The sequence below is a fragment of the Cribrihabitans neustonicus genome, from assembly GCF_048820895.1.
Taxonomy (GTDB): Bacteria; Pseudomonadota; Alphaproteobacteria; order Rhodobacterales; family Rhodobacteraceae; genus Cribrihabitans_A; species Cribrihabitans_A neustonicus.
Map to the genome: position 1 here is coordinate 1 of NZ_JBMERQ010000008.1, position 14336 is coordinate 14336.

Annotated in this window: 14 protein-coding genes; 11 read left to right on the forward strand and 3 right to left on the reverse strand. The window is 67.1% G+C overall.

What is annotated here, in order from left to right; translation table 11 throughout:
- Positions 1-556: 556 nt before the first annotated feature.
- The 7 genes from ACOHWE_RS15255 (at position 557) to ACOHWE_RS15285 (ending at position 7181) form a co-directional block, all read left to right on the forward strand.
- Positions 557-1354, forward strand: coding sequence for a S49 family peptidase (locus tag ACOHWE_RS15255; protein WP_420667576.1), 798 nt, complete (start codon positions 557-559; stop codon positions 1352-1354).
- 169 nt (positions 1355-1523) lie between these two features.
- The gene (locus ACOHWE_RS15260; RefSeq protein ID WP_420667577.1) at positions 1524-2510 is read left to right on the forward strand and encodes a calcium/sodium antiporter; all 987 of its coding nucleotides are present in this window, start codon (positions 1524-1526) and stop codon (positions 2508-2510) included.
- 35 nt (positions 2511-2545) lie between these two features.
- On the forward strand, positions 2546-3349 hold the full coding sequence (locus tag ACOHWE_RS15265; RefSeq protein ID WP_420667578.1) for an SDR family oxidoreductase: 804 nt from the start codon (positions 2546-2548) through the stop codon (positions 3347-3349).
- A gap of 437 nt (positions 3350-3786) precedes the next feature.
- Positions 3787-5664: an excinuclease ABC subunit UvrC gene (gene uvrC / locus ACOHWE_RS15270; protein ID WP_420667579.1), complete on the forward strand. Its 1878-nt coding sequence runs from the start codon at positions 3787-3789 to the stop codon at positions 5662-5664.
- A gap of 137 nt (positions 5665-5801) precedes the next feature.
- Positions 5802-6473 (forward strand): CDP-diacylglycerol--glycerol-3-phosphate 3-phosphatidyltransferase, encoded by a 672-nt coding sequence (pgsA, locus tag ACOHWE_RS15275; protein WP_420667580.1) that lies wholly within the window; start codon positions 5802-5804, stop codon positions 6471-6473.
- Positions 6473-6718, forward strand: a complete 246-nt coding sequence (gene moaD / locus ACOHWE_RS15280) for a molybdopterin converting factor subunit 1 (protein WP_420667581.1) — start codon at positions 6473-6475, stop codon at positions 6716-6718. The genes pgsA and moaD overlap by 1 nt, the downstream gene beginning before the upstream one ends.
- A gap of 4 nt (positions 6719-6722) precedes the next feature.
- Positions 6723-7181, forward strand: a complete 459-nt coding sequence (locus ACOHWE_RS15285) for a molybdenum cofactor biosynthesis protein MoaE (RefSeq protein WP_420667582.1) — start codon at positions 6723-6725, stop codon at positions 7179-7181.
- A gap of 166 nt (positions 7182-7347) precedes the next feature.
- Here the strand turns inward: ACOHWE_RS15285 and ACOHWE_RS15290 are convergent, their stop codons facing one another.
- The 3 genes from ACOHWE_RS15290 to ubiA form a co-directional block, all read right to left on the reverse strand.
- Complete coding sequence (locus tag ACOHWE_RS15290) at positions 7348-7662, reverse strand: hypothetical protein (protein ID WP_420667583.1); 315 nt, start codon at positions 7660-7662, stop codon at positions 7348-7350.
- The gene (locus ACOHWE_RS15295) at positions 7659-9575 is read right to left on the reverse strand and encodes an OmpA family protein (RefSeq protein WP_420667584.1); all 1917 of its coding nucleotides are present in this window, start codon (positions 9573-9575) and stop codon (positions 7659-7661) included. Before ACOHWE_RS15295 ends, ACOHWE_RS15290 begins: the two co-directional genes overlap by 4 nt.
- Positions 9576-9639: 64 nt before the next feature.
- Positions 9640-10602, reverse strand: a complete 963-nt coding sequence (gene ubiA / locus ACOHWE_RS15300) for a 4-hydroxybenzoate octaprenyltransferase (RefSeq protein ID WP_420667585.1) — start codon at positions 10600-10602, stop codon at positions 9640-9642.
- A 12-nt stretch (positions 10603-10614) separates the two neighbouring features.
- Between ubiA and ACOHWE_RS15305 the strand changes: the two genes are divergently transcribed.
- From ACOHWE_RS15305 to ACOHWE_RS15320, 4 genes are all read left to right on the forward strand, one after another.
- Positions 10615-11340 carry a 16S rRNA (uracil(1498)-N(3))-methyltransferase gene (locus ACOHWE_RS15305; RefSeq protein ID WP_420667586.1) on the forward strand — a complete coding sequence of 242 codons (726 nt, stop codon included), beginning with the start codon at positions 10615-10617 and terminating at the stop codon, positions 11338-11340.
- On the forward strand, positions 11340-12320 hold the full coding sequence (locus ACOHWE_RS15310; RefSeq protein WP_420667587.1) for a hypothetical protein: 981 nt from the start codon (positions 11340-11342) through the stop codon (positions 12318-12320). The genes ACOHWE_RS15305 and ACOHWE_RS15310 overlap by 1 nt, the downstream gene beginning before the upstream one ends.
- Positions 12317-12844, forward strand: coding sequence for a hypothetical protein (locus ACOHWE_RS15315; RefSeq protein ID WP_420667588.1), 528 nt, complete (start codon positions 12317-12319; stop codon positions 12842-12844). Before ACOHWE_RS15310 ends, ACOHWE_RS15315 begins: the two co-directional genes overlap by 4 nt.
- 65 nt (positions 12845-12909) lie before the next feature.
- Entirely contained in the window at positions 12910-14280 is a 1371-nt protein-coding gene (locus ACOHWE_RS15320; protein ID WP_420667589.1) for a glutamate--cysteine ligase, read from the forward strand.
- Positions 14281-14336 lie beyond the last annotated feature (56 nt).

The window sequence follows — 14336 nt, forward strand, 5'->3', positions numbered from 1 at the left end:
CTCTATCGAGAACTCGTAGAACAGCGCACCCTGCGATTCCTGCCGTGGTCCCATCATTGCCACGCACCTCCGCTTGCCTCGCGGAAAGTGAATCAACACTCAACACCCAAAACAACCCGAGTTTTTCAACAGAATAAGCCGATAGCTGACATTCGTGCGCCGCGCAGCATTGGTCGCAATGGGCTCGATTCCGTCTTTCGCTGCACCGCAGGCAAGCGGCGGCATCAGGCCGGGCTGCGCGGATTGCAGGGGCGATGGCGCTGGAAGGCAGGTGCCTGGGGCGCTTGCCGCATTGACCGCGGGCCGGATGAAGCCTGCCGAGGGCGAAAAGCGCCCCGCCGCGCGCGAGCGCGGCGCCCGGCCCAACGGGAAGCGGCCGCCGAAAGGAGGCCTCTGACGGGCGGGAGCACGCGGTACCGGGCAGGGGGAGGCAACAGGCCCCGCGCATCAGACGGCGTTGCAATTATGCCTGCGCACCCTCCGGTTTTTACCTTTCTCCGCATTTGTTCCGGGGGCAGATCTTGTTTCATCCGGTACGGCCCTTTACATCGGCGCCATGAGATTTCACCTGCCTTTCCTGAAACGGCGGCCCAGCGTGGCCGTGGTGCGCCTGGCGGGCGCCATTGGCATGCCGGGCCGCGGCTCCCTCAATGACGCTGCCCTCGCACCGGTGCTGGAACGCGCCTTCCGCAAGGGCAAACCCGTCGCGGTCGCGCTGGAGATCAACTCGCCCGGCGGCTCGCCGGTGCAGAGCGCGCTTATCGGCGCCCGCATCCGCCGCCTCGCGGACGAACTGGAACTGCCGGTCTATGCCTTTGCCGAGGATGTGGCGGCCTCCGGCGGCTACTGGCTGGCGGCGGCCGCGGATGAGATCTGGGCCGATGCCAATTCGGTGATCGGATCGGTGGGCGTGATCTCCTCGGGCTTCGGCGCCCATGTGTTCCTCGCCCGCCAGGGGGTGGAGCGCCGGGTCTACACCGCCGGTGAGAGCAAATCGATGCTCGACCCATTCCGCCCGGAGAAACCGGAAGACGTGGAGCGCCTGAAAGGCATCCTGAACGGTGTGCACGCCAATTTCATCACCCACGTCAGGGACCGCCGCGGCGCCCGGCTGAAGGCGGATGAGAACCTGTTTTCGGGTGACATCTGGCTTGCTGGCCGCGCCAAGGAACTGGGGCTGATCGACGGCATCGGCCATCTGGTGCCCAAGATGCAGGAGCGCTTCGGCAAAAAGGTGCGGCTGCGCCGCTACGGGCTGAAGCGCCCGCTGCTCAGCCGCTTCGGCCTGCGCCTGGCGCAGGATGCGCTCGCGGACATCGAGGAGCGCGCCAGCTTCGCGCGGTTCGGCCTGTAGTGCTGTTCAAGATCGTCACGGTTTTCCTCGCGGTGATGGCAGTGCTGGCGATGTTCGGCAAGCTGCGGCTGCCCGGCCGGAAAACCCTTCAATCCGTGCGCTGCCCGTCCTGCGGGCGGTTCAAGATCGGAAAGGGCCCCTGCGCCTGCAAGAAAGGAGGGCCGGGCAAATGATGCCTTGGCTGTATTCGGCTCTTGGTCTCCTGATCCTGCTGCTGGCGGGCGACGCGCTGGTGCGCGGCGCGGTGAACCTCAGCCTGCGGCTGGGGGTGCCTGCGCTGATTGTGAGCCTCACCATCGTTGCCTTCGGCACCTCGGCGCCCGAATTGCTGATCGCGATCAGCGCGGTGCGCGACAATGCCGACGGAATCGCGATGGGCAATGTGGTCGGCTCCAACATTGCCAACGTGCTCCTGGTGCTCGGCATCCCCGCGCTGCTGCGGTCTTTGCATACCAGCGAATGCAGCACGCGGAAGAACTACACCTTCATGCTGGCAGCTTCCGTCCTGTTCATCGGGCTGTCGTTTGCAGGCACGTTCACCGCCTTGTCCGGATTTGTCCTCCTGGCTGCGCTGTCGGGTGTGCTCTTCATTGCCTTCCGCGAGGCCCGCGCCCACCGCCGCAGCAACAATGGCAATGGTGCTGCTGCGGCGGTTGCCGAAGGCGGGGGCTTTTCCGAGGATCTTGAGGAGATCGAGGAAGCCGACCCGGACATGCCCTATTGGCGCATCCTCCTGTTTCTGGTGCTTGGCCTCATTGGCCTGCCGCTGGGCGCGGACCTGCTGGTGGAGAACGCCTCGGTGATCGCCCGCCTCTATGGGATCAGCGAAACCGTGATCGGCCTCACGCTGGTCGCCGTCGGAACCTCGCTGCCCGAGCTTGCCACCACCGTGATGGCGGCGCTGCGGCGGCAGGCCGACGTGGCGCTTGGCAACGTGATCGGCTCCAACATGTTCAACCTGCTGGCCATCATCGGCATTGCGTCCTTTGTCGGGCCGATCTCGGTTGACCCGGGCTTCCTGAGCTTCGACCTGTGGGTGATGCTGGCGTCCTCGTTGCTGCTGGTGCCCTTCGTCTACCTCAAGCAGGACATCACCCGGGCCTGGGGTGTCGCGCTCAGCGCTCTTTACCTGATTTACATGGTGGCCCTGTTCTAACTCTTTTGCCTGCAACAGCCTGAGAGGAGATCGTGATGCGCGCATTGGTGACCGGAGCAGGGCGGCGGCTGGGCCGCGCCATGGCGCTGCGGCTGGCGGCTGAGGGGTACGATGTGGCGGTGCATTACCGCGGCTCCAGGACGGCGGCGGAGGAGACCGCGGAGATGATCCGCGGGCAGGGCCGCCGCGCGGTGGCGCTGCAGGCCGATCTCGCGGATGAAGACGCAACCCAGGGCCTGCTGCCCGGGGCCGCCGCTGCCCTGGAAGGCCCCATCACTTGCCTCGTCAACAACGCCTCGGTCTTCGAGCGCGACACCATCGAGAGCGCCACCCGCGAAAGCTGGGACGCGCATTTCAGTTCCAACCTCCGCGCCCCCTTCCTGCTTTTGCAGGCCATGGCGGCCCAGGAAGACGTGCCGCCGCTTTTCCCCGCGGGGGATGGGCCGGAGGCCGAAGGCTGCCCCGAGCCGCGCGCCTGGGGGCTTGCGGTCAACATGGTGGACCAGCGGGTGCTGAAGCTGACCCCGGATTTCATGAGCTACACGCTGGCCAAATCCGCTCTCTGGACTCTGACGCGCACCGCGGCCCAGGCGCTGGCGCCGCGGATCCGCGTCAATGCGATCGGCCCGGGACCGACCCTTCGCGGCGCACAGCAGAGCGCCGAGCAGTTCGCCCGCCAGCGCGCCAGCACCATCCTGGAGCGCGGCGCCGGCCCGGGGGACATCGCCGCGGCGCTGGCCTACCTGCTGGCGGCCCCCGCGGTCACGGGCCAGATGATCTGCGTCGATGGCGGCCAGCACCTGGCCTGGCAGACACCGGACGTCTGCGGGCTGGAGTGACTGCCTGGGGCTGTCTGCGGAAGCGGTTCTCTGCAAGCCCCGCGCCCGCACCTGCCGGACCCTGCACCGCTCCCTGCGGCGGCCCCGCAGCAGGGGGCGCGCTTTCCCGATTCCCTCCCGGGCCACCCGTAAAACCAGCCGCCTGTCAACGCGCTTACGGAAGTTTTACACCGGCAGGTGTGGCCTTTCGGAAACGTTACAAAATTCTAAAGAGCGCCAGAGGCTTGTCAGAAGTGGAAAATCTTTCGTTTAAAATCAATATGTTGCATGGTAGCCTAAAAATTAGGCAGCCGCCGGAAACCACCCGGAAATAAGGGAAATCGGCGGATAGCCCAAAGTTATCTCCGGGGTTATCCACAGGTTCCGTGGACTATCCCAGCCTTGATCCCTTGCGGCAAACATTGCAGCCCGCGGCCGGGAATCATATGTCTTCAACCATGAACGAACTGCCCGTCCAAGAGCCCCCCAAGAAGCCCGCCACCGGCTATGCCGTGATCCAGGGTTACCTGAAGACGCTGGACTCTTCCCCCGGCGTCTACCGCATGCTCGATGCCGAAAGCCGGGTGCTCTACGTGGGCAAGGCCCGCAACCTCAAGGCGCGGGTGTCGAACTACGCCCGGCCGGGCCACAGCCCGCGCATCGAGCGGATGATCGCGCTCACCGCCTCGATGATGTTCCTCACCACCAGGACCGAAACCGAGGCGCTGCTCCTGGAGCAGAACCTGATCAAGCAGCTGAAGCCCAAGTACAACGTGCTCCTGCGCGACGACAAAAGTTTCCCCAACATCCTGGTCGCCAAGGATCACGCCTATCCGCAGATCAAGAAACACCGCGGTGCGCGCAAGGAGAAAGGCAGCTACTTCGGCCCGTTTGCCAGCGCTGGCGCGGTGAACCGCACGCTGAACCAGCTGCAAAAGGCATTCCTGCTGCGCAACTGCTCGGATTCGATGTTCGAGACCCGCACGCGGCCCTGCCTGCAATACCAGATCAAGCGCTGTTCCGGTCCCTGTGTGGGGCTGGTCTCGGAAGCGGACTACGCCGCCAGCGTGCGCGACGCCGAACATTTCCTGTCGGGCCGCTCCACCAAAGTGCAGGAGGAGCTGGCCGAACAGATGGCCGCGGCCTCCGAGGCGATGGAGTTCGAGCGCGCCGCTGCCCTGCGGGACCGCATCAAGGCGCTGACGCAGGTGCAGTCCTCGCAAGGCATCAACCCGCGCGGCGTTGCCGAGGCGGACGTGATCGGCCTGCACATGGAAGGCGGGCAGGCCTGCGTGCAGGTTTTCTTCATCCGCGCCAACCAGAACTGGGGCAACCAGGACTTCTACCCGCGCGTCGACGCCGACATGAGCGCGGCGGAAGTGATGGAAGCCTTCCTCGGCCAGTTCTACGGCAACAAAGAGCCGCCGCGGCAGCTGATTCTCTCCGACGCGATCGAGAACACCGACCTGATGGAAGCCGCCCTCACCGAACAGGCCGGCCGCCGGGTCGAGGTGGCGGTCCCGCAGCGCGGCGAGAAATCCGAGCTGGTGGCCTTCGCCGTGCGCAACGCCCGCGAGAGCCTGGCCCGCCGCATGGCCGAAAGCGCCACCCAGGCTAAACTCTTGCGCGGACTGGCGGAGGCCTTCGGCCTGGAAGCCCCGCCGCAGCGGATCGAGGTCTACGACAACTCCCACATCCAAGGCACCAACGCGGTCGGCGGCATGATCGTCGCGGGCCCCGAGGGCCTGATGAAGAACGCCTACCGCAAGTTCAACATCCGCGGCGAGGACCTGGTGCCGGGCGACGACTTCGGCATGATGAAAGAAGTTCTGAACCGCCGCTTCTCGCGCCTCCTGAAGGAAGACCCGGACCGGGAGAAGGGCATGTGGCCCGACCTGCTGCTGATCGACGGCGGCGCGGGCCAGGTCTCTGCAGTGGCGGAGATCATGGCCGAACACGGCGTCCAGGACATCCCGATGGTGGGGGTCGCAAAGGGCGTCGACCGCGACCACGGCAAGGAGGAGTTCTACCGCCCCGGCCAGAGCGCCTTTGCGCTGCAGCGCAACGACCCAGTCCTCTATTTCATCCAGCGCCTGCGCGATGAGGCGCATAGGTTCGCCATCGGCACCCACCGCGCCAAACGCGCCAAGGCCATCGGCGCCACCCCCCTCGACGAGGTGCCTGGCGTCGGCGCTGCCCGCAAGCGCGCGCTGCTTGCGCATTTCGGCAGCGCCAAGGCGGTAAGCCGCGCCAACCTCTCGGACCTGAAGGCGGTGGAGGGCATCTCCGCGGCGCTCGCCGAGCGCATATATGACCATTTCCATGGCAGCAGCTGAGACACGCCCTTGACCCCCGGCCCGCCGCGCGCTTCCTCTTGCCCGGAATATCCCCGCCGGAGGCATCCGTCCCGCCAGGGGCGGATTTTTCCGAGCATCCGCTTTCCACTTCCTTTACAGCCGGATACTGTGCGCCCATGAAATGGACCCTGCCCAATATCCTCACCCTGCTGCGCCTGCTTGCGGCGCCCGGCCTTGCGGTGATGTTCCTGTATTTCTCTCGCCCCTATGCGGACTGGTTCGCGCTCCTGCTGTTCGTCACCGCTGCGGTAACCGACTGGTTCGACGGCTACCTGGCCCGGGCCTGGAAGCAGGAGACCAAGATGGGCGCTATGCTGGACCCGATCGCCGACAAGGCGATGGTGGTGATCGCGCTGATGATCCTGGTTGGCTACGCCGCCGAACACTGGACTCCATGGCTGGTGCTGCCCGCCACGGTAATCCTGTTCCGCGAAGTCTTTGTCTCCGGCCTGCGCGAATATCTTGGCGATACCGCGGGCACGCTGAAGGTCACGAAACTGGCCAAGTGGAAGACCACCGCCCAGATGATCGCCATCGCCACGCTGTTCTCGCAAGGCATCTTCGAGCACTACCTGGTAATGTCCTCCTTTGGCATGGACCAGACCATGGTGGAACAGATCCTCAGCGGCACGCTCGCGGATGAACAGGGGCTGCGCTGGAAGTTCGCGGGCATGGTCTGGACCGGCCGCATCGGACTGTGGCTGTTGTGGATCGCGGCGGCGCTGACGGCAATCACCGGCGTCGACTACCTGCGCAAGGCGATGCCGCATCTGAAGGAGGCGCATTGATGGATGTTCTCTATTTCGCCTGGGTGCGCGAGCGCATCGGCCTGCCGCGCGAGCGGGTGGAGACCTCGGCCGCCACTGTCGCCGAGCTGGTCGACGAACTGCGCGCACGCGAAGAGCGCTATGCCGCGGCCTTCGCCGACCTCTCGGCGCTGCGGGTGGCGCTCGATCAGGAACTCGCCGACTTCTCCGCACCGCTCAGCGGCGTGCGCGAGGTCGCCTTCTTCCCGCCGATGACCGGGGGCTGAGGCGATGGAGATCCGCGTCCAGGAAGCCCCCTTCGCGCTCGGCGCCGAGAGCGATGCCTTTGCCGCGCGGGCAGAGGGCGCGGGGGTGCAGGCGGGCGCGCTGGTCACCTTCACCGGCGTGGTGCGCGACGCCGATCGGGGCGGGCTCCTGGCAATGGAGATCGAGCACTACCCGGGCATGACCGAAAAGGCGCTCACCGCCATCGCCGAAGAGGCCAGCCGCCGCTGGTCGCTGGCGGATGTGCTGGTGATCCACCGCCACGGCCGTCTCGCTCCGGGCGAGCGCATCATGATGGTCGCCACCGCCGCCCGCCACCGCAAGGACGCCTTTGAGGCGGCGGAGTTCCTGATGGACTACCTGAAATCCCGCGCGCCGTTCTGGAAGAAGGAAATTCTTGCAGGCGGCGATACCGAATGGGTCGCCGCGAAGGACAGCGACGAGGAAGCCCTCACCCGCTGGTAGCCCTTCTCCGCCGGCGTCCCGCCGCGGCGGCCGGCAGTCCCGCCAGCCGTGCAATCATCAAGGATGATCTCCGCCCGCTGGGCCGTGCTCAGCGCCGCTGCCCGTCAGCAGAGCAATGCGGGCGCGGTGCGGGGCGCGCGAGTTCGCCCGGCCGCGGCGGCGGCGCTCAGCGCGCCAGGCGGGCGCGCAGCTCTTCGGCTTCGCGGCGGGCCTCGCGCAGCCCGTCCATCGCGGCGCGCAGCTCGGCCTCGGTCTGGGTCAGCTGGTTGGTCAGCTCCGCCTCGCGCTGCTGGAGGTAGGTAATCGCCTGGTCGCGGGTTTCCTCGGCCTCGTGCAGCTCCTGGCTCATCCGGTCCAGATCGGCAACATCGCTCTGCCGCACCCGGGTGAACCGGTGCACCAGCCAGTTGGCAAACCACCCAAGCGAGAAGGCCGCGAAGAGGATGATCGCGGTGGTGATGATGAACTCGGTCCTGTTCATTGTCCTGTAGTCTCCTGTGCGGCGCCGTCTTCGGTGTCGCCCGCGGCGTCCTCCGCGCTTTCTGCTGCCTCTGCGTCTTCGCCGCCTTCCGGATCCGCCGCCGCCTCCGGGCGGATCAGGCGGAACTCGATGCGGCGGTTGGCCTCGCGGCCCTCCTCGGTGCCGTTGTCGGCGACCGGCGTGGTCTCGCCATAGCCGCGGGCGGTGAAGCTCGACGTCACCAGCCGCCGGGCACGCAGCTCGTTCAGAACCGACTGCGCCCGCGCCTGGCTGAGGTTCTGGTTCATTTCCTCGCGGCCCTGGCTGTCGGTGTGGCCCTGGATCTCCAGCCGCACCGGCCCGCAGCGGCCGAGGATTTCGGCGATCCGGTCCATCGTGCCCTGGCTTTCGGCGGCAATCGTGGCCGAGCCCGGCTCGAAGGTGATCTTGCCCGCGGCCTGGGCGCCGGCCAGCTCGGCCTCGCACAGCTCCGGCGGGATCGGCTTGTCCTTGGGCTCCGGCGGCTCCTCAAAGCGGATGTCCAGTTCGTACTGCTCCGCCTCGCCGAGTTTGGCCGACAGCAGCCGCGCGACCTCGGCAGGGGCGTCTTTCCGGTAGCTCATGCCGCTCAGGGCCAGATTGTCCGGCGTCACTGTCACCGCGCCGCGCTGCAGGTAGGAAAGCGCTTCCAGCCCGGCGAGCACGCGCACCGGCCAGTCCGCGGGGAGGCCTTCGGCAATCCGCGCCGCCGTATGCACGCGGGAAGAGCCGAAGCGCGCCTGAGCATAGCTGCTGGCCACCGTGCGCATCGCCGCATCCGGCAGGCGGCCGCGCAGCTGCACTTGGCCCTCGGGGCTGAGCGTTGCGGTGAATTCGGGGGGGCCTGCGGCCTGTGTGGTTTCCGGTTCGGGCAGCACCGCGTGCAGGGCAAAGACCCGGGGCAGGGCGCTCTCCAGCTCGCCCACCACACGGTCGAACACATCGCTTTCCGTGCCTTCGGCTGCGACCAGGGTGATGTCGGCATTGGCCATGGTGACCGATCCCGCGCCAAGCTCGGCAAGGCTTGCGATGCTCAGTTCTGCCGCCCGCGCCCAGTTCGGCGAGGGCACGCCCATGCCGATCACGCAGTCGGCCTCGCCCTCGAGCCCCGCCGCGCGCGCCGCGTCCAGGATACGGTCGCGGCTTTGCTCGCTTTCGGCCGAGCAGGCGTCGAATTCGGCGCCGTCCCCGCCCAGCAGGAAGCGCAGGGTAAACGGTGTGATTACCGGCCGCGGTGCGGCGATATCCATGCTCAGGCTGATCTCCGGCGGCGCCATCCTGCCAAGCTTTTCCTCCAGGCGCTGCTTCGCCATGGCGCTGTCGGAAATCGCGGTGATCGTGACCGCGCCGGCGGAAACAGAGATCTTGGAACGCGGCAGGAGCTCCAGCGCCTCCATTGCAAACTCCAGCGCTTCCTCCCAGCCGTCGGGCGTGTCGTGCCGCGCGGTTTCCAGGAAATCCGCCACCTCTCCCGCCCCCGCCAGCGCATCGAGCCGCGCAACCAGACCCTTGCGCCCGAAACCTTCCGGCATCAGCCCGATGATGGATATGCCGCTGTCGTTGCGCAGGATCTCGGCAGAAAACCGCGGCGGTGCCAGCTTTTCCGATGGGCGCACGTCCATGCCGTCGATGATGCGGGCGGCATCGATCACGCTGCCCGCCGCCGAAAGCGCGGAGAAGCGCGCCGCCTCGTCCGGGGCAGTGCCCTGCATCTCCACCTGCAGCCCGTCCGCCGTGACCTCGGCCCAGGTGAACCCCGCCTTGTCCAGCGCCGCGCGCAGCCCCATCTCCGTGCTGCGCTCCACCGCGGTGACGGCAAAACTGGCGGTTACAAGGCTCAGCCCGGCCGCGGCAGCGAAGGTCAGGCCCGGAAGCATCAGCGAAGACAGGCGCATGTGGCGGCAGGTTCCCCTTGTTTCAGCGTCCCGCGCTCTTACCGCTTGCAGGCCGCGGGTTCAATCATGCCAGGATTGCCAGAAGGAGGAAGATCAGCGGAATAAGGCCGGTATCGCGGTTCAGCCGGAACAGCTGCAACAGCCGCGGACTGTTCTCCGCGTCAAACGCGCGCAGCTGCCAGGTCATGTGCCAGCCCATCGCCCAGGGGCCCGCAAGCGCCAGCACCAGCGCCAGCACCGAGCCCGCAGGCTGCACCGCGAGGATCACCGCCAGCGCCATCAGGCTCACCGTGGCAACAATGAAGCGGCGCAGCCACATCGGCGACTTCCTGCCGAACAGCCGGGCGGTGGATTTCACCCCGATCAGCGCGTCGTCCTCGGTGTCCTGATGGGCGTAGATGGTGTCGTAGAACAGCGTCCAGGCGATCCCCGCCAGGTACAGCACCACCGGCGGCCAGCTCAAACTGCCGGCATGGGCAACCCAGGCCAGCATCGCGCCCCAGTTGAAGGCAAGCCCCAGGAACACCTGCGGCCACCAGGTGAAACGCTTGGCAAAGGGGTAGACTGCCACCGGCAGCAGCGCCAGGACGCCCATCGCGATGGCCGCCTGGTTGAATGTCAGCAGGATTGCCAGGGCCAGCAGCATCTGCAAGCCCATCCAAACCAGCGCGCCCTTGACCGAGACCTGCCCCGAGGGGATCGGCCGCGAGCGGGTCCGCTCCACGGCACCGTCGAAGTTGCGGTCGGTGATGTCGTTCCAGGTGCAGCCCGCACCGCGCATCAGCCAGGCGCCGGCGCCGCAGGCGGCAAAGATCCACAGGTCGCCCCAGCGCGGATCCTGACCCGCGAGGATCGCGAGCGCCAGCCCCCACCAGCACGGGATCAGCAACAGCCAGGTGCCGATTGGCCGGTCGGCGCGGGAGAGCCGCAGGTAGGGGCGGCTCCAGGCCGGGGCATGGGTGTCCACCCAGTTTCCCTTTACCGCATCGGCGACCTGACCCTCTGGCGCTGGCGTTTGACCTTGCATATGTAGGTCCTCATGACTGCGAAAATCAGGTTGTATGTAGAGCACCCGCTGGGGGCAGGGCAAACGGTTCCTCTGGACCGCGATCAGGCGCATTACCTGTTCGGGGTGATGCGGCTGCAGCCGGGCGCCCATGTGGCGCTGTTCAATGGCCGCGACGGCGAATGGCAGGCCGAGGTCGCCGAGGCCGGCAAGCGCGGCGGCGCGCTTCTGTGCCGCGGGCAGAGCCGCGCCTTGCAGCTGCCGCCCGATCTCTGGCTGATGTTTGCTCCGATCAAGAAGGCGCGCACCGATTTCATCGTCGAGAAGGCGGCCGAGATGGGCGCGGCCCGGATTCTGCCGGTGCAGACCGAGTTCACCAATTCCGAGCGCATCCGCCAGGACCGCCTGCAGGCCCACGCGGTGGAGGCGGCCGAGCAGTGCGGCGGCACCTTCGTGCCGGAGGTGGCCGAACTGCAGAAGCTGTCCCGCCTGCTGGACGAATGGCCGCAGGAGCGGCAGCTGATGTTCTGCGACGAGGCCGAGGCCGGCAACGCGCTGGAACTTGCGGCAGAAGACCGGAAGGCTGCCCCCTGGGCCATCCTGATCGGCCCGGAAGGCGGCTTTTCCGACGCCGAGCGCCGCCGTCTCCATGCGCTGCCGCAGAGCTGCGCCGTCAGCCTCGGCCCCCGAATCCTGCGCGCCGATACTGCCGCGGTGGCGGCGATGACGCTGTGGCAGCAGCAGTTGGGGGATTGGTAATGGGCCGTCTGGACCGCCTTCCCTTTTTTGCCCGCCCCGATGGCGCCGCCCGTCAGATGGCGCGCATTCAGCGCCAGGTGCAGTTCAAATGGCCGCTTGGAGGCCTGGTGCTTGAAAGCCCCCTGAAGATCGACGGCGAGGCCTCGGTCTTCCGCGGCTTTCACAAAGGGCGGCCGGTGGTTGTCAAGAAGTTCTGGGACCGCGGCACCCGCCGCCGTTTTGTCGGCCATACGGTGAAGGCTCTGAAGCGCTTTCAGGATCTGGAGCCGCATCCGGAGTTTTCCGTCAACGAATATATCGCCAGTTCCGGAAACCTGGGGCTTCTGGTGGTGAGTTTCGAGGCAGGCCAGTCGCTCAAATCGCTGCTGAAGGGGCCGGCCGGGGACCGGAGCCGACTTCTGCAGAAGTGTTGTGCCTGGCAAGACTGGGCGGCCGGGGGCGAGGTCACGCGGGAGATCCTGCCGGCCGGACAGTTCGAGGCCGAAATCAGCCGCAGTCTAGCGGCCTCCGCAGCGCATCCGGATGCGGCGCTGCTGGGAGAGCTTGGGGGCGCCCTCCTGCGCATGCTGGCGGAGATCGCGGACCAGCCGGCCGCCCGGTCGCCCGGCCACCCGGATTTTGCCCCGCGCAACCTGATCCTGCGCCCGGACGGCGGATTGACCGCCGTGGACATTCACCGCCGCGGCGCGTTTTTCCGGGCCCGCCAGGCAGCCATGTTCCTGGTGTCAAAGGACTTCCAGAACGGACGTCAGGCGGGGCCCATGCTCTATGGGCTGAACCTGAAGGAGACGCGGCGGTTCCTGGCCCACGGCACCGTCCCCGAGGAGGAAACCAGCCGCGTGCTCCCGTTCTTCATCGGTCTTACATATTTTACCATGTACGCTAAGAACCCCGGCCGGCCGCGGCGCATGAAGGTGCGCCGCGGCCGGATCCTGGCTTTTCTTTCCGATGCCGCCGAGGGCAGGAGGATCTTGCCATGAGTTTCATCCGCCCCGAAGCGCGCGCCGCGCTCTGGCAGTGGCGGGAGGTGATCGCCGCAGCGCTGATGTTCCTTGTCGGGCTGAAATGGGCCTTTCAGGGCCAGGGTTTCAGCGCCGTCACCGGCTGGGCGCTGGTCGCCACGGGCATCGTCACCGGCATCATCGGCGCCCAGCGGATGCGCTTCCGCCGCGGCACCGGCGGCCCTGGCGTGGTGCAGGTGGACGAGGGGCAGATTGCCTACTTTGGCCCGCTCACCGGCGGCGCCGTCGCCGCTTCGGAGCTGGAACGGCTGGCGCTCGACCACTCGGCCCGGCCGCCGCACTGGGTGCTGGAGCAGCCCGGCCAGCCGCCGCTGGCAATCCCGGTCACTGCCGAGGGTTCCGAGGCGCTGTTCGACGTCTTTGCAGCACTTCCCGGTCTCAAGACCGAGCGGATGCTGGCCGAACTGCGCAGGCGCGGGCCTCACCAGGTCGTGATCTGGGAGCGCGCGCCCAGCCGTCCGGGCCACCAGCGGCTGCATTGACACCAGGGCGGAATTTCCCCACCACTGGCCTTTTAACCCTTTTCACTCAGGACGGAGTTCCAGGCATGTCCATTCCCCAGTCCGGCGGCGGTCCGATCGAGCGCCACGAGCAGCTTGCCGAATATCTCTCCAGTGGCTGCAAACCGCGCCAGGACTGGCGCATCGGCACCGAGCACGAAAAGTTCGGCTACTGCAAGGACACGCTGAAACCGCTGCCCTACGAAGGCGAGCGCTCGATTCTCGCGGTGCTCGAGGGCCTGCGCGACGGCCACGGCTGGGCACCGCTGACCGAGGGGGGCCACCTCATCGGCCTGACCAAGGACGGCGCCAATATCTCGCTGGAGCCGGGCGGCCAGCTGGAGCTCTCTGGCGCGCCGCTGGAGACCATCCACGAGACCTGCGATGAGGTGAACGCCCACCTGCGCGACGTGAAGGACATCGCCGACAAGATCGGCGTCGGCTTCATCGGCCTCGGCGCCGCGCCGGTCTGGAAGCACGAAGACATGCCCCTGATGCCCAAGGGCCGCTACAAGCTGATGGACAGCTACATGCAAGAGGTCGGCACCATGGGCACCACCATGATGCGCCGCACCTGCACCGTGCAGGTGAACCTCGACTTCTCCTCCGAGGCCGACATGGTGCAGAAAATGCGCGTGGCGCTTGCGCTGCAGCCGGTGGCCACCGCGCTGTTTGCCAATTCGCCCTTCCTTGACGGTAAGCCCAACGGCCATAAATCCTGGCGCTCAAAGGTGTGGCGCCACCTCGATGCCGACCGTACCGGCATGCTGCCCTTCGTCTTTGACGAGGGCTTCGGATTCGAGGCCTGGGTGCAATACGCGCTCGATGTGCCGATGTACTTCGTCTACCGCGACGGCGAATACATCAACGCGCTCGGGATGTCCTTCCGCGACTTCCTGAAGGGCGAGCTGCCGGCGCTGCCGGGTGAAAAGCCGACGCTTTCCGACTGGGCCGACCATCTCACCACCCTCTTCCCCGAGGCGCGGGTGAAGAAGTTCATCGAGATGCGCGGCGCCGACGGCGGCCCCTGGCGCCGCCTCTGCGCGCTGCCCGCCTTCTGGGTCGGGCTCACCTACGACCAGGGCGCGCTGGATGCGGCCTGGGACCTGGTCAAAGGCTGGGATGCCGAGACCCGCGAGGCCCTGCGCGTCGCCGCGTCGGAGCAGGGACTGCAGGCCAAAGTGAATGGCATCAGCATGCACGAGCTTGCGCGCGAGGTGGTGGCGATCTCCGAAAGCGGCCTGAAGGCGCGCCACCGCCCCGGCGCCGGCGGTCTGGTCCCGGACGAGACCCATTTCCTCAACGCGCTGAAGGACAGCCTGGAGACCGGCAAGGTGCCCGCCGACGAACTGCTTGACCGCTACAACGGCGCGTGGCGGGAAGACCTCAGCCGCATCTACAGCGAATTCGCTTACTGAAACACAGGGGGCGCTGCGGCGCCCCTCCGTTTTTTCGGGCTGCCGGTTGCCGTTGC

What these genes read in the sequence shown, in the direction of transcription:
- ACOHWE_RS15255 (WP_420667576.1), top strand. Translation starts at nt 557, where the DNA reads ATGAGATTTCACCTGCCTTTCCTGAAACGGCGGCCCAGCGTGGCCGTG.
- ACOHWE_RS15260 (WP_420667577.1), top strand. Translation starts at nt 1,524, where the DNA reads ATGATGCCTTGGCTGTATTCGGCTCTTGGTCTCCTGATCCTGCTGCTG.
- ACOHWE_RS15265 (WP_420667578.1), top strand. Translation starts at nt 2,546, where the DNA reads ATGCGCGCATTGGTGACCGGAGCAGGGCGGCGGCTGGGCCGCGCCATG.
- uvrC (WP_420667579.1), top strand. Translation starts at nt 3,787, where the DNA reads ATGAACGAACTGCCCGTCCAAGAGCCCCCCAAGAAGCCCGCCACCGGC.
- pgsA (WP_420667580.1), top strand. Translation starts at nt 5,802, where the DNA reads ATGAAATGGACCCTGCCCAATATCCTCACCCTGCTGCGCCTGCTTGCG.
- moaD (WP_420667581.1), top strand. Translation starts at nt 6,473, where the DNA reads ATGGATGTTCTCTATTTCGCCTGGGTGCGCGAGCGCATCGGCCTGCCG.
- ACOHWE_RS15285 (WP_420667582.1), top strand. Translation starts at nt 6,723, where the DNA reads ATGGAGATCCGCGTCCAGGAAGCCCCCTTCGCGCTCGGCGCCGAGAGC.
- ACOHWE_RS15290 (WP_420667583.1), bottom strand. Translation starts at nt 7,662, where the DNA reads ATGAACAGGACCGAGTTCATCATCACCACCGCGATCATCCTCTTCGCG.
- ACOHWE_RS15295 (WP_420667584.1), bottom strand. Translation starts at nt 9,575, where the DNA reads ATGCGCCTGTCTTCGCTGATGCTTCCGGGCCTGACCTTCGCTGCCGCG.
- ubiA (WP_420667585.1), bottom strand. Translation starts at nt 10,602, where the DNA reads ATGCAAGGTCAAACGCCAGCGCCAGAGGGTCAGGTCGCCGATGCGGTA.
- ACOHWE_RS15305 (WP_420667586.1), top strand. Translation starts at nt 10,615, where the DNA reads ATGACTGCGAAAATCAGGTTGTATGTAGAGCACCCGCTGGGGGCAGGG.
- ACOHWE_RS15310 (WP_420667587.1), top strand. Translation starts at nt 11,340, where the DNA reads ATGGGCCGTCTGGACCGCCTTCCCTTTTTTGCCCGCCCCGATGGCGCC.
- ACOHWE_RS15315 (WP_420667588.1), top strand. Translation starts at nt 12,317, where the DNA reads ATGAGTTTCATCCGCCCCGAAGCGCGCGCCGCGCTCTGGCAGTGGCGG.
- ACOHWE_RS15320 (WP_420667589.1), top strand. Translation starts at nt 12,910, where the DNA reads ATGTCCATTCCCCAGTCCGGCGGCGGTCCGATCGAGCGCCACGAGCAG.